The sequence below is a fragment of the Streptomyces sp. NPDC004610 genome, assembly GCF_040609715.1.
Classification (GTDB): domain Bacteria; phylum Actinomycetota; class Actinomycetes; order Streptomycetales; family Streptomycetaceae; genus Streptomyces.
In genome coordinates, this window is the sequence record NZ_JBEXLA010000016.1 from 1 (window position 1) to 12,449 (window position 12,449).

Here is a 12,449-nt window from a genome sequence, read left to right on the forward strand (position 1 = left end):
CCCCAAGCCATCAACTCGACAGGGGGAGAGAGTCATGCCAACTCCGGAGGCCGGGCGCCCCATTGCGGGGCCACCAAGAAGGTAATGGGGGGGGGGAGTTGGGGGGGCTGGGTGAGGTGGGGGCCGGGCGAGGTGGAGGAGTCGGGTGAGGCGGAGGGGCCGGGTGAGGTGGCGGGCCGGGCGAGGCGGCGGAGTCGGGTGAGGCGGGGGGCCGGGCGAGGTGGGGGGCGGAGGAGTCGGGTGAGGCGGGGCGCCGGTTGACGTGGCGCTCCGTGCCGCTGGAAGGGGCTCCTCCCCGAGCGGTCGCCCGCCGTGTCCGCCCGCAGGGCCTCCGGTTGCGGCCGTACGCCGGACGGGGTGTCCTGAAGCTGCCTGAACGGGCCCGAGTCGACCCGAGTCGACCCGAGCCGGTCCGGCCTGAACCGGGGGGACGGAGTCCGGCCTGACCAGGGGGGACGTATCCCTACGCGCCGCCGCCGACCGGGCGGCCGGTGTCCCGGAACCCGCTCCACGGAAGGAACAACCCCCATGGCTGCCAAGCCCGCAATCGTCCTGGTCCACGGTTTCTGGGGCGGTGCCGCGCACTGGTCCAAGGTCATCCCCGAGCTGCACCGCCGCGGCTTCACCGATCTGCACGCCGTTGAGAACCCGCTCACCTCGCTCGCCGAGGACGCCGAGCGGACCCGCAAGATGGTCAAGCAGATCGACGGCCCGGTCGTCCTCGTCGGCCATTCCTACGGCGGAGCCGTCATCACCGAGGCCGGTGACCTGCCCAATGTCACCGCCCTCGTCTACATCGCCGCCTTCGCGCCGGACGCCGGGGAGAGCCCCGGCGGGATCAGCCAGGAGAAGCCCCCGGCCGCCTTCGAGAACCTCGCCCCCGACTCCGACGGCTACCTCTGGGTCAAGCAGGACAAGTTCCACGAGAGCTTCTGCCAGGACCTGACCGAGGAGGAGGGGCTCGTCATGGGGGTGACCCAGAAGGCGCCGCTGGCCTCCACCTTCGGCGACGCCATCAGCGCCCCCGCCTGGCGGGCCAAGCCGGTCTGGTACCAGGTCTCCAGCAGCGACCGCATGATCCACCCGGACAACGAACGCCGGATGGCCGAGCGGATGAACCCCCGCAAGACCATCGAGCTGGACTCCAGCCACGCCTCGCTCGCCTCGCAGCCGGGCCCGGTCACCGATCTGATCGAGGACGCCGCCAACGCCGTATGAGCGTGCGGGCGCGGGCGCGCGGGAGCACCCTGGAAGCAGGTCTTCCGGAGGTGACCGTCATGACGCACACCACGACGCACACCACGACCCGCCCCGCACCGCGCACCGCGATGCACACCATTGTGGGCTGGCATGTCGAGCTGGAGTTCATGGAGGACGACCAGCACACCCGGGCCGCCGCGCTGGTCCGGCTGCCCGATGGCACCGAGGTCCGCGCCCATGGCCGGGCCACCCGCCATCACGCCGACTCCAACCAGCCACGCGTAGGCGAGGAGATCGCGGGCGCCCGCGCCCTCAACGAGATCGCCATGCAGTTGCTCACCAAGGCGCACGGCGAGATCGACGCGGACTCGGGCCGGACCTCCGGCCCGATCCACGCCTGACACCCACCTGACACCTGTTTCGCCCCCCGCCTAACCCGCCACGCCCCCGCCCGCAGCTCCGTGTAGGCGCGATCGCGGCGGACGATCGTCTCCGCGTGCCCCCACCAGGCCCACCATGCAGAGGACCCCTTCGCTCTCTTGTGGTTACTCGGAAACTGTAAGAGAGTGAAGCCTGACCTGGAAGAACGCACTTTTTGGTGACGGGGGAACCCAATGGTGACCAAGCAACTGCTCCACGACCTGCCGCCCGACGCCGATCTGCGCCGCGCCGACTCCCTCGCCCGCGAGATCTTCTCGGACGTCGCCAACAAATGGGCGCTCCTGATCATCGAGGCGCTCGGCGACGGCACCCTCCGCTTCAGCGAGCTGCGCCAGGAGGTCGAGGGCATCAGCCACAAGATGCTCACCCAGAACCTCCGCATGCTGGAGCGCAACGGCCTGGTCGACCGGAAGGTCCACCCCACCGTCCCGCCCCGCGTCGAGTACACCCTCACCGCGCCCGGCCGCGCACTGCGCGCCGCCGTCGACACCATCTGCGGCTGGACCCAGGAGCATCTGACGCACATCGAGGGCGCCCGGCGGCGGTTCGACGACTGAGGGGCGTCCTCAGGGCGTCGGTGTCCCGAACGCCCGCCCGAGGTGGGTGAGGGCCGCCGCCAGCGCCGGGTTCCTGGTGGTGTCCCGCCAGGTCAGGGAGAGCAGCGCCGGGGCCGGGGCGTCCTCGATCGGGCGGGCGGTGAGCCGGTCGGCGTAGGGCGCGGCCAGGGACTCGCTCAGTACGGCCACCCCGAGGCCCCGGGCCGCCAGCTCCGCGAGGGCGTCGGCCGCGCCCGCCTGGAGGGTGACCGCGGGGGCCAGCCCGGCCGACGCGCAGGCCCGGTCGAACGCCGTCCGCACCCCGGTCCCCGGCGGCATGCAGATCAGCGGGTGGGCGGACACCTCCGCCAGGGTGACGCCGGGGCGGGCGGCCAGCGGGTGGTCCGGCGGGACCGCCACCATCAGCCGCTCACTGACGAGGACCAGCGACTCCAGCTCCCGCGGCGGCGCCGACGCCGTACCGACCAGCGCCAGATCCACCCCGCCCGCCCGCACCCGCTCCACCAGCCGCTCCGAGTTGTCCTCCAGCAGCTCGATCTCCACGCCCGGATGCGCCCGGTGGAACGCGGCCAGCCCCTCGAACAGCGGGGTGATCGTGCAGCCGATCACCATCCCGGCGGTGAGCCGGCCGCGCAGCACCCCGGACACCTCCGCCACCGCCACGCCGACCGCCGCCGAGGCCGCCAGCGCGGTCCGGGCGTGCTCCAGCGCCGCCTTTCCGGCCGGGGTCAGGGTCGCCGTACGGCCCGAGCGGTCGAACAGCTCGGCGCCCAGCTCCCGTTCCAGCTGCCGGATCTGGGCGCTGACCCCGGACTGGCTGATGTGCACCCGCTCGGCGGCCCGGGTGAAGTTCCGCTCCTCGGCGACCGCTACGAAGTACTCCAGCTGCCTCAGTTCCATGAGTGAGAATTCTAGTATGAGGAAGAGCCAGCTGTTGGACTTCTGGAGTGGGGGGCGGAAGGCTGGAGGGACCGAGCAGAGAACCCAGAGAGGGAGAGTGACAGCCATGACCGGCCACGAGAAGGCCATGCGGCCCGAGGACCTCACCCGGCTGTTCGTCGAGCGCTCCAACGCCGGGGACGCCGCCGGGGTCGCCGCGCTCTACGAGGAGGACGCGGTGCTCGCGTATCCGCCGGGGCGGACGACCGTCGGGCGGGCGGCGATCCGGGAGCTGTGGGAGAAGGTGCTCGCCGACCGGCCCCGCTTCACCCCCGAGCCGCCCCTGCCCACCCTCGTCAGCGGCGATCTCGCGCTCACCGCCACCCCGCCGACCGACGGGGCCGGGGCGCGGGCACAGGTGGTGCGGCGGCAGCCGGACGGGAGCTGGCTGCGGGTGCTGGACCAGCCGGAGTTCGTGACGCCGTCGTAGGGACGGGAGCCTGACGCCGTCGTGGGGGAGGGAGCCTGACGCCGTCGTAGGGACGGGAGCCTGACGCCGTCGTAGGGAAGGGAACGGCCGTCAGCGTCCCGCCGAGCACACCCCCACCGCCCGGATCAGTGCCTGTGCCCTCGGGTCCGCCGTCACGCTCTTGCGGAAGCCGTTGGTGACATAGCCGAACGCGATCCCCGACTCCGGGTCCGCGAAGCCCAGCGCGCCGCCCCGGCCCGGATGCCCGAAGGAGCCGTCCGACAGCAGCGGGGACGCGCTGCCGTGCAGCATGTAGCCGAGGCCGAAGCGGGTGCCGACGACCAGGACCCGGTCCGGTCCGGCCGAGCGCTCACCGCGCGCCAGCTCCACCGTCTCCGGGGTGAACAGCCGCGTCCCGCCGTCCACCGGGCCGATCAGCGAGGCGTAGATCCGGGCCAGTCCGTCGGCGGTCGCGATGCCGTTGGAGGCGGGGAGCGCGGCAGCCTGGTAGGCGGGGTCGTTCTCGTCGGGCAGCGGGGTGATCGCGGCGAAAGCGCGGCGGGTGAGGGAGTCCGGGTCGGCGTAGGCGTCGGAGACGGCCCGCTTGGGGCGGGTGCGCAGTCCACCGGGGCCGGTCCCCGGGGTGTCGCCGCGGCCCACCCGGCCCACCCGGGCCGCCTCCGCGTCCGGCAGCCCCAGCCAGAAGTCCGCGCCCACCGGCCCGGCGATCTCCTCGGCGATCCACTCCCCGATGCCCCGCCCGGTCACCCGGCGCACCAGTTCCGCCGTCAGCCAGCTGAAGGTCTGCGCGTGATAGCCGTGCCCGGTGCCCGGCTCCCAGGCCGGTGCCTGCGCCGCCACCGCCCGCGCCCCCAGCACCGGGTCCGCCGCCTGCTCCGGTGTCAGCGGCCGGTCCAGCACCGGCACCCCGGCCCGGTGCGCCAGGAGATGCCAGACGGCGGTCCGCTCCTTGCCGGCCGTCTTGTACTCCGGCCACCACTCGCCGACCGGCGCGTCCAGGTCCAGTTCCCCGCGCTGGTGCAGCAGCAGGAGGACGGCGGCGGCCACGCCCTTGGTCGCCGAGCGCACGATCTGGGCCGTGCCCCGCTCCCAGGGGGCCGTCCCGTCGATGTCCCGCGTCCCGGCCCACAGATCGACCAGGCGGTGCCCGTCCCGGTAGACGGCGACGGCCGCGCCCCGGTCGCCGAGCGTCTCGAAGTTGCGCACGAAGGCGTCCCGGACCGGCTCGAACCCCTCCGCCACCGTGCCCTGTATCTCCACGCCCACGCCCGCACTCCGTTCCGTTCCGTTTCCCTGCCATCACCACCCCGGCAAGGGGTGCAACAGCCAGCCACCGCCGCCTGATTCCTCGCCCGGTGGGCTCAGCCCCGGCCCGCCGCCGGTACCGACCGGGGATCGAAGCCGTACGGCAGCTCCAGCCGGTGCGCCCGCATCAGCTCCCCGTCCGTGAGCAGTTCGCGGGTGGGGCCGTCCGCCGCGATCACTCCCTCGCTGAGGATCAGCGCGCGCGGGCACAGTTCCAGCGCGTAGGGGAGGTCATGGGTGACCATCAGGACCGTCACGTCCAGGGAGCGCAGGATGTCGGCGAGTTCGCGGCGGGAGGCCGGGTCGAGGTTGGACGACGGTTCGTCCAGGACCAGGATCTCCGGCTCCATGGCGAGGACGGTCGCCACCGCCACCCGGCGCCGCTGGCCGAAGGAGAGATGGTGCGGCGGACGGTCGGTGAACTCCGCCATGCCGACCTGCCCGAGCGCCCGCTCCACCCGGGCCTCCAGCTCCGCGCCCTTCAGCCCGGCCGCCGCCGGTCCGAACGCCACGTCCTCGCGCACGGTCGGCATGAAGAGCTGGTCGTCGGGGTCCTGGAAGACGATCCCGACCCGGCGCCGGATCTGAGCCAGGTGTGTCCGCCCGACCGGCAGCCCGGCCACCCGGACCGTACCGGTGCCGCCGGTCAGGATGCCGTTGAGATGCAGCACCAGGGTGGTCTTCCCGGCGCCGTTCGGGCCGAGCAGCGCGACCCGCTCGCCGCGCCCGATCCGCAAGTCGACGCCGAACAGCGCCTGATGCCCGTCGGGGTAGGCGAAGGCGAGACCGGAGACCTCCAGGGAGGCGGGGGCCGTGCTGTCGTCGTCGCTCACAGGGTCCGTCACAGGGTCAGTCACAGGGTCCATCCCAGCAGACAGACCACCAGCGCGGTCAGCGGGAGGGCCAGCGCGTACGACCACTGGGCGCGGTCCGCGCGGACCTCGTCGATGACCGGCATGGTCCCGGTGTAGCCCCGGCTGATCATGGCCAGATGGACGCGCTCGCCCCGTTCGTAGGAGCGGATGAACAGCGCGCCCGCCGACTTCGCCAGCACCCCCCAGTGGCGGACGCCGCGCGCCTCGAAGCCCCGGGACTCGCGGGCGATCCGCATCCGCCGCATCTCGTCGGCGATGACATCGCCGTAGCGGATCATGAAGGAGGCGATCTGGACGAGGAGCGGGGGCAGGCGCAGCCGCTGGAGGCCGAGCAGCAGGGCGCGCAGTTCGGTGGTGGCGGCGAGGAGGACGGAGGCGGCGACGCCGAGGGTGCCCTTGGCCAGCACGTTCCAGGCGCCCCACAGACCGTTGACGCTCAGCGACAGGCCGAGGACGTCCACCCGCTCGCCCCGCGCCACGAACGGCAGCAGCACCGCGAACGCCACGAACGGCACCTCGATCAGCAGCCGCCGCAGCAGCAGCCCGGCGGGCACGCGGGCGATCCCGGCGACGACCGCGAGCAGCACGGCGTACAGCCCGAACGCCCACATCGCCGCGCGCGGGGTGGACACCACGACCACCACGAAGGCGAAGGTGGCGGCGATCTTGGTGTGCGGCGGCAGCCGGTGCACGGGCGAGTGCCCGTGCCGGTAGAGCCGGTGCGCGTGTCCCGCTCCCACGGGGTCAGGAACTTCCGGCGGCCGAGGCGGTGGTGGCGTCGTCGCCGGTACGGCGGCGGCGGATCGCCCAGAAGACCGCGCCGCCCGCGACGACCGTCGCGCCGACGCCGATCACGCCCGCGAGACCGCCGGAGAGCCGGGCGTTGTCGATGTCCCGGACGCCGTAGTCGGCCAGCGGGGAATCGGCGTTCGCGTGCTCCTCGGCGGAGTCCGCGAAGCCCTTGTCCTCGGCGACCCGCTCCAGCCCGTCCGGGTTGGCGGACGCGTAGAAGCTGACGACACCGGCCAGGAGCAGGGAGACCACGAGCCCGGAGAGCAGGAAGGTGCGGCGGGAGGCGCGCGGCGCCCCCACCGGCTCGGGCTCCCGGCCCGGCGCGTCGACCAGTTCCCCGCCCACCCGCAGCTTCAGCGGCTGCCGCAGATCCCGGGCCCCGTAGACCAGATCCGGCCGGACGGCGATCACCGCGCCGACGGTGAGCGCGGTGATGACCGCCTCGCCGATCCCGATCAGCACATGCACCCCGCCCATGGCCGCGGCGACCGTGCCCAGCGGGACATCGGTGGTGCCGCCGATCGCGTAGAACCCGACGAAGGCGAGCGCGGCGGCGGGGACGGACACCAGCGCGGCGGCGAACGAGGCCGCCGTCACCGAGCCGGGGCGCCGGGGCAGCACCTTCACCAGAGCGCGGAAGACGACGTACGCCACCACGACCCCGACCACCGACATGGTGCTGATGTTCACGCCGAGCGCGGTCAGCCCGCCGTCCGCGAACAGCACGCTCTGCATCAGCAGCACCACGGAGATACAGAGCGCGCCGGTGTAGGGCCCGACCAGGATCGCGGCCAGCGCCCCGCCCAGCAGATGCCCGCTGGTCCCGGCCGCGACCGGGAAGTTCAGCATCTGCACGGCGAAGATGAACGCGGCGACCAGTCCCGCCAGCGGCGCGGTCCGCTCGTCCAGTTCCCGGCGCGCACCACGCAGGGACACGGCCACGGCGCCCGCCGCGACGACGCCCGCCACGGCGGAGGTGGGGGCGTTGATGAATCCGTCAGGTACATGCACAGGGCGATGATTGACCTGTTGCGAACCCTGTGCAAGAGCGCCTGGGTGTCGGGAACGTCTCGTGTGCGTATACGGAGATCGGCGCAGAGGGGTTCCGGAGGCGGAACCGGAGGCGGTTCTGAGCCGGTTCCGGAGCCGGTTTCGGAGGCGGTTCCGGAGACATTCTCTCCAGGGGCGGTATCGGGAAAGTGTGTGACATTGGAGGAGGGGCGGGGCAGCACCGCTCTCCTACAGGTCACGCTGGGTAAAGGGGCCGTCCGATGTCCGCAGTCGAGCAGTACGCGCGAGCCCATATCGTCACCGACACCGACATCCCCGACGAGCCCGACGCCGTTCCCGTCGTGCTGCGCTACGACCCCGAGGCCGACCCGCTGTCGGTCCGGATCGGGCTGCCCGGCCCGCCCGGACCGCACGAGTGGACCTTCGACCGCACCCTGCTGGAACAGGGGCTGCGGGAACCCGCCGGGTCGGGCGAGGTCAAGGTCTGGCCGTGCGGCCGGGTCCAGGCCGTGGTCGAGTTCCACTCCGCGCAGGGTGTGTCGGTGGTGCAGTTCGACGCCAAGACGCTGATGCGGTTCCTGCGGCGGACGTATCTGGCGGGGGAGCCGACGCCCACGGTGACCGGGATCGGCCGCCCGGCCTGAGTCTGAGTCGCCCGGGTTCGGCCGCCCGGCCTCGGTCCGAGTCGCCCGGGGTCGGCCGCCTGGCCTGAGTCTGAGTCGCCCGGTTTCAGTCGCCCAGCTTGAGCAGTGCCGCGACCATCGGGCCCGCCGTCGAGCCGCCGTGGCCGCCCTGCTGGACCACCCCGGCCGCGGCCAGATCGCCCCGGTACGCGGTGAACCAGCCGTTGGGCTTCTTCTGGCCGTCGACCTCCGCCGACCCGGTCTTCGCACCGGCGTCACCGGTCACCCCGGCCATCGCCTCGGCCGCCGTGCCCGAGGACGCCGTGTAGGACATCAGCTCGCGCAACTGCCCCGCTGTGTCCGCGGACATCGTGCGCGAGGCGGTCGCCAGGGTCCGCCCGTCCACCGACGGATCGACCAGATACGGCTGGCGGAAGACGCCCTCCTTGACGGTCGCCGACACCGACGCCATGTTCAGCGGGTTCATCCGCACCCCGCCCTGGCCGATCAGCGAGGCGCCCATCTGCGCCTTCGACTGCACCGGCACCGCGCCGTCGAAGGTCGGCACCCCGATCGCCCAGTCGTTCAGCCCGAGGCCGAAGACCTGCTGGGCCTGCTTGGTGAGATCGTCGTCCTTCAGCTTCGGCGCCTGGCTGATGAAGGCGGTGTTGCAGGACCGCGCGAAACTCGTCCGGAACGTGCCGTCCTTGATCTCGAACTCGTCCAGGTTCTGGAACTTCCAGTTGCCGTAGGTGAAGTACTTCGGGCAGGGGTGCGCCTTGTCCATCGACGCGAGCCCCTTGTCGATCAGCAGCGAGGCGGTGATCACCTTCATCGTGGAGCCCGGCGCCAGCGAGCCCTGGAAGGCGGTGTTGAAGTTCGGGTTGGCGTTGGCGGCGGCCAGGATCTCCCCGGTCGACGGCTTCATCACCACCACGGACGACCTGGCCTTCTTCGCCACCTGCTCCTCGGCCGCCGCCTGCAAGGTCGGGCTGAACGTCGTCTCCACCGTGCCCGGCGTGCCCTCGCTCAGCTCCAGCAGGGTCTTGTCCGAGGCGTCCTTCTTCTTGGACTCCTCGCCGCGCACCACCCGCAGCTCGATGCCCGCGGTGCCGCCGGCGGTCTTGCCGTACTTCTCCCGCAGCCCGTCCAGGACCAGGCCCAGCGACGGGTACTTCTTCGCCGTCAGCTCACCGCCGTCCCGGTCCAGCGCCTTGACCGGCGGGGTGCCGGCCGCGCCGGTGACGAGGGTGTCGCCGTCCTGGAGTTCGGGGTGCAGCACCGCGGAGTGCCACTCGACGAGGGGGGTGCCGTCGCCCGCGCGGCGGATGACGGTGAGGGTGCTGGAGTAGGAGAGGGGCTTGCTGATCTCGGGGCGGGTCTCCGTCTTGGGCGAGGTGACCGTGCCCTTCACCGTGAACGGGACCTTGTCGCCCTGGCGGGTGCCCGGGGTCAGGGTGAGGTCGCCGATCCCGGCGTCCTCGGCGTAGTCGGTGAGGAGCGCCTTGGCGGCGGGGCCGTCGTTGGTGGCGGAGGCCGCGGCGATGACATCGCCCCGCTGCCAGGCGGTGAGGAAGGTCTCGGCGGCGGTGGTGATCTCGGTCGCCGAGAGGGGGCCGGTCTTCACCGGCTTGGCGCGCTGTCCCGCGCCGGAGACCAGGTTGTCCTCGGCGGCGGCACCGCCGTAGAGCGCGTAGACACCGAGGCCGGCTCCGCCCACGACCACGGCGACCATGCCGCCGACGAGGGAGGGGCGGGTGGTCTTTCGTCGCTCGGCGTCGCGCCTTCTGTTGCCCACGCTGGTTCCGACCTCATTCTTGTGCGTCTGCTTTTTCTGCTGCTTCGGCTGTGGTGATCTCAGTGTTGCCAACGAGTGCACCAGCCTAGGGGCCCGACCTGTGCGGTACGACTCCGTCGGGGGCCGGGTGGTGACGGGGCGTCGGGTTGTTCGTCGGGTGCGGGTGGGTGGGGGCTGGTCGCGCAGTTCCCCGCGCCCCCAAAAGCCTCTGCGCCCCTGAAAGCCTCTCCGCCCATGAAAAGCCGTGGCGGCACCCGCCGATGCGGTGAGTGAGGCCCCGTCACCCGGCCCCGTCACCCCGCCCGGAGTACCGACGCCACGATCGGGCCCGCCGCGTCGCCGCCGTGGCCGCCGCCCTCCGCCATCGCCGCCGCCGCGATGTCCCCCCGGTACCCGGTGAACCAGCTGTTCGCCTTCTCCGCGCCGTCCACCTCCGCCGACCCCGTCTTCGCCCCGATGTCCCCGCCCAGTCCCGCCATCGCCGCCGCGCCCGTGCCGCTGACCGCCGTGCGGTTCATCATCGAGCGGAGCTGGGCGACGGTCCCGGACGAGAGTCCCTTCGCGGTGGCGAGTTCACGGTCGTCCAGGGACCGCGGCACGATCACCGGCTGCCGGAACGTCCCGGTGCTGGCCGTCGCGGTCACGGACGCCATGTTCAGCGGGCTCATCTGGACCTGCCCCTGGCCGATGAGGTTCGCCGCCTTGTCGGGCCCCTCGACCGCGGGGACCGAACCGTCGAAGGAGGGGATGCCGGTCTTCCAGTTGTCCTTGCCGAGCCCGAACCGCTCCTCGGCCTCCCGGGTCACGGAGTCGGCGTCCAGATCGTCGGTGTACTTGATGAAACCGGTGTTGCAGGACCGGGCGAAGGTGTCCGCCAGGGTCGCGCCCTCATTGGGCTCCAGCGTGTCCAGGTTGTTGAAGGTCTGGCCCTCCCACAGCGCCGTGTCCGGACAGGGCGCGGGCCCCTGTTCGGTGGTCAGCCCGGAGTCGATGAGCGTGGCGGCGGTGATGATCTTCATGGTGGACCCGGGAGCGACCTCGCCCAGGAACGCCGCGTTCCAGCCGTCCGCGCGATTGTTGGCGACGGCCAGCACCTCGCCGGTGCTGGGCTGGACGGCGACCACCGACGACTCGTCGTACGCGCCGACCGCCTTCTCCGCCGCGGCCTGCGCGCTCGCGCTGAGCGTGGTGGTCAGCTCGCCCGGCTCGCCCTCGGCGACGGTGAGCAGCGGGGTGTCGGCGGCGCCGGTCGCGGTGTGCCGGATCGCCAGCTCGACGCCCGGGGTGCCACCGGCCTGCTCGCCGTACTTGGCCCGCAGTTCGTCGAGGATGGGGCCGAGCGAGGGGTACTTCTTCGCGGTGAGGACCTTGCCGTCGCGGTCCACCGCCTCGATCGGCGGCTGCGCCGAGGGCCCGGTCATCAGGGTGTCACCGGCCTTGAGGTCCGGATGCACTACCGACGGCTCCCAGTCGACCAGCGCCCTGCCGGTGGTCTTGCCGCGGACGACGGTGAGACTGCTGTCGTAGGCGAGCGGCTTGCTCTTGCCGTCGTATGACACCGTTGCCTTCACCGAGTACGGGACGGTGGCACCGGTGGCCGTGCCGGGGGTGATCGCCACGTCCTTGATACGGGCCTCCTGACCGAAGGCGTTGAGGACCGGGGCGGCGACGGAGGCGTTGTTGGTGAGCGCGGCGGCGGCGGTGCCGTCGCCCTTCTCCCAGGCCGCGAAGAAGTCGGCGCTGGCCTCCTGGATCTCGTCGGCGCTCGGTGGGCCGGTTCTCACCTCGGTCCCGCCGGAGCCGTCGCCCATCGCGGAGACGAAGGTGTACCCCCCGTATCCGGCGGCGCCCACCATCCCGGCGAACACCGTCCCCACGACGGCCCCCTTGACCCCCTTGCGCATGACGCGGCCCTCCCCGATTCCCCGTTCGGTTCCCCTGCTGCTCTGCCTGCTCCGCCCCGGCGGCACGCGGACGTTCTGAACGCGTTCAGACGGCCGGGCGTGTCGAACTGTAGGCGCCGGGAGGGCGAACTGTGACGCCTGTTGCCGGACGGTGGCAGAACAGAGACATGGAGCTGGTGCATAGGGCATCTATCGGATCTACGGGATGTCCCCGGCGGCTCGGTCCGGCTCAGTCCGGCTCAGTCCGGCTCGGTCCGGCTCGGTCCGGCTCAGTCCGATTCCGGCAGCGGCTTCCAGGTCGAGGGGCCCGGCGTACGGCCCGCGGGCGGGTACTCGCAGTCGATGCTGCTGATCTCCCGGTCCCCGTCGGCGTCGACCACCGCGACACCGGTGCACGCCCGCCCGTGCTCATCGGTCCAGGTGACCACCTCGCTCCGGTCGGCGCACCCGGCGAGCAGCAGCACCCCCACGACCGCCGTCCCGGCACCCACAACGCCCCGACGGCCTCCGGCACCCCGCATGGCATCCCCCTGAGTCGCATGGTCTCCGACTCCCTTGGTACCCGGCGGAGTTG

13 protein-coding genes are annotated in these 12,449 nt (G+C 72.5%); 5 read left to right on the plus strand and 8 right to left on the minus strand.

From position 1 onward, the window contains the following. Positions 1–528: 528 nt before the first annotated feature. The 3 genes from ABZX40_RS19285 to ABZX40_RS19295 all read left to right on the plus strand — a co-directional run bounded on the left by ABZX40_RS19285 (position 529) and on the right by ABZX40_RS19295 (position 2,198). Positions 529–1,218 (plus strand): alpha/beta hydrolase, encoded by a 690-nt coding sequence (locus ABZX40_RS19285; RefSeq protein WP_355739696.1) that lies wholly within the window; start codon positions 529–531, stop codon positions 1,216–1,218. Between the two features lie 110 nt (positions 1,219–1,328). Then, positions 1,329–1,601 carry a DUF1876 domain-containing protein gene (locus ABZX40_RS19290; protein ID WP_355739732.1) on the plus strand — a complete coding sequence of 91 codons (273 nt, stop codon included), beginning with the start codon at positions 1,329–1,331 and terminating at the stop codon, positions 1,599–1,601. 213 nt (positions 1,602–1,814) lie between these two features. Further along, on the plus strand, positions 1,815–2,198 hold the full coding sequence (locus ABZX40_RS19295) for a helix-turn-helix domain-containing protein (RefSeq protein WP_355739694.1): 384 nt from the start codon (positions 1,815–1,817) through the stop codon (positions 2,196–2,198). Between the two features lie 9 nt (positions 2,199–2,207). Here the strand turns inward: ABZX40_RS19295 and ABZX40_RS19300 are convergent, their stop codons facing one another. Beyond that, positions 2,208–3,098, minus strand: a complete 891-nt coding sequence (locus ABZX40_RS19300) for a LysR family transcriptional regulator (RefSeq protein ID WP_355739691.1) — start codon at positions 3,096–3,098, stop codon at positions 2,208–2,210. Positions 3,099–3,204: 106 nt separating this feature from the next. Between ABZX40_RS19300 and ABZX40_RS19305 the strand changes: the two genes are divergently transcribed. After that, the gene (locus ABZX40_RS19305; protein ID WP_355739688.1) at positions 3,205–3,567 is read left to right on the plus strand and encodes a nuclear transport factor 2 family protein; all 363 of its coding nucleotides are present in this window, start codon (positions 3,205–3,207) and stop codon (positions 3,565–3,567) included. A gap of 90 nt (positions 3,568–3,657) precedes the next feature. Here ABZX40_RS19305 and ABZX40_RS19310 read toward each other — a convergent pair whose 3' ends face one another. From ABZX40_RS19310 to ABZX40_RS19325, 4 genes are all read right to left on the minus strand, one after another. Beyond that, positions 3,658–4,827 carry a serine hydrolase domain-containing protein gene (locus tag ABZX40_RS19310; protein ID WP_355739729.1) on the minus strand — a complete coding sequence of 390 codons (1,170 nt, stop codon included), beginning with the start codon at positions 4,825–4,827 and terminating at the stop codon, positions 3,658–3,660. A 101-nt stretch (positions 4,828–4,928) separates the two neighbouring features. Then, complete coding sequence (locus ABZX40_RS19315) at positions 4,929–5,738, minus strand: ABC transporter ATP-binding protein (protein ID WP_355739685.1); 810 nt, start codon at positions 5,736–5,738, stop codon at positions 4,929–4,931. Then, positions 5,726–6,487: a cobalt ECF transporter T component CbiQ gene (gene cbiQ / locus ABZX40_RS19320; protein WP_355739682.1), complete on the minus strand. Its 762-nt coding sequence runs from the start codon at positions 6,485–6,487 to the stop codon at positions 5,726–5,728. The genes ABZX40_RS19315 and cbiQ overlap by 13 nt, the downstream gene beginning before the upstream one ends. Positions 6,488–6,491: 4 nt before the next feature. Continuing rightward, on the minus strand, positions 6,492–7,550 hold the full coding sequence (locus ABZX40_RS19325; RefSeq protein WP_355739679.1) for an energy-coupling factor ABC transporter permease: 1,059 nt from the start codon (positions 7,548–7,550) through the stop codon (positions 6,492–6,494). A 260-nt stretch (positions 7,551–7,810) separates the two neighbouring features. Here ABZX40_RS19325 and ABZX40_RS19330 point away from each other — a divergent pair, with 260 nt between their 5' ends. Next, positions 7,811–8,194 (plus strand): SsgA family sporulation/cell division regulator, encoded by a 384-nt coding sequence (locus ABZX40_RS19330; protein WP_355739676.1) that lies wholly within the window; start codon positions 7,811–7,813, stop codon positions 8,192–8,194. 85 nt (positions 8,195–8,279) lie between these two features. On the opposite strand, the gene ABZX40_RS19335 is transcribed toward ABZX40_RS19330, so the two are convergent. The 3 genes from ABZX40_RS19335 to ABZX40_RS19345 all read right to left on the minus strand — a co-directional run bounded on the left by ABZX40_RS19335 (position 8,280) and on the right by ABZX40_RS19345 (position 12,396). After that, positions 8,280–9,971: a penicillin-binding transpeptidase domain-containing protein gene (locus ABZX40_RS19335; protein WP_355739673.1), complete on the minus strand. Its 1,692-nt coding sequence runs from the start codon at positions 9,969–9,971 to the stop codon at positions 8,280–8,282. Positions 9,972–10,264: 293 nt separating this feature from the next. Continuing rightward, on the minus strand, positions 10,265–11,875 hold the full coding sequence (locus ABZX40_RS19340; protein ID WP_355739670.1) for a penicillin-binding transpeptidase domain-containing protein: 1,611 nt from the start codon (positions 11,873–11,875) through the stop codon (positions 10,265–10,267). A 269-nt stretch (positions 11,876–12,144) separates the two neighbouring features. Beyond that, positions 12,145–12,396 (minus strand): hypothetical protein, encoded by a 252-nt coding sequence (locus ABZX40_RS19345; protein ID WP_355739667.1) that lies wholly within the window; start codon positions 12,394–12,396, stop codon positions 12,145–12,147. Between the last annotated feature and the right edge of the window lie 53 nt (positions 12,397–12,449).

Coding starts and splice junctions, on each gene's coding strand:
- ABZX40_RS19295 (WP_355739694.1), top strand. CDS start 1,815: ATGGTGACCAAGCAACTGCTCCACGACCTGCCGCCCGACGCCGATCTG.
- ABZX40_RS19300 (WP_355739691.1), bottom strand. CDS start 3,098: ATGGAACTGAGGCAGCTGGAGTACTTCGTAGCGGTCGCCGAGGAGCGG.
- ABZX40_RS19340 (WP_355739670.1), bottom strand. CDS start 11,875: ATGCGCAAGGGGGTCAAGGGGGCCGTCGTGGGGACGGTGTTCGCCGGG.
- ABZX40_RS19305 (WP_355739688.1), top strand. CDS start 3,205: ATGACCGGCCACGAGAAGGCCATGCGGCCCGAGGACCTCACCCGGCTG.
- ABZX40_RS19290 (WP_355739732.1), top strand. CDS start 1,329: ATGCACACCATTGTGGGCTGGCATGTCGAGCTGGAGTTCATGGAGGAC.
- ABZX40_RS19330 (WP_355739676.1), top strand. CDS start 7,811: ATGTCCGCAGTCGAGCAGTACGCGCGAGCCCATATCGTCACCGACACC.
- ABZX40_RS19285 (WP_355739696.1), top strand. CDS start 529: ATGGCTGCCAAGCCCGCAATCGTCCTGGTCCACGGTTTCTGGGGCGGT.
- ABZX40_RS19315 (WP_355739685.1), bottom strand. CDS start 5,738: ATGGACCCTGTGACTGACCCTGTGACGGACCCTGTGAGCGACGACGAC.
- ABZX40_RS19345 (WP_355739667.1), bottom strand. CDS start 12,396: ATGCGGGGTGCCGGAGGCCGTCGGGGCGTTGTGGGTGCCGGGACGGCG.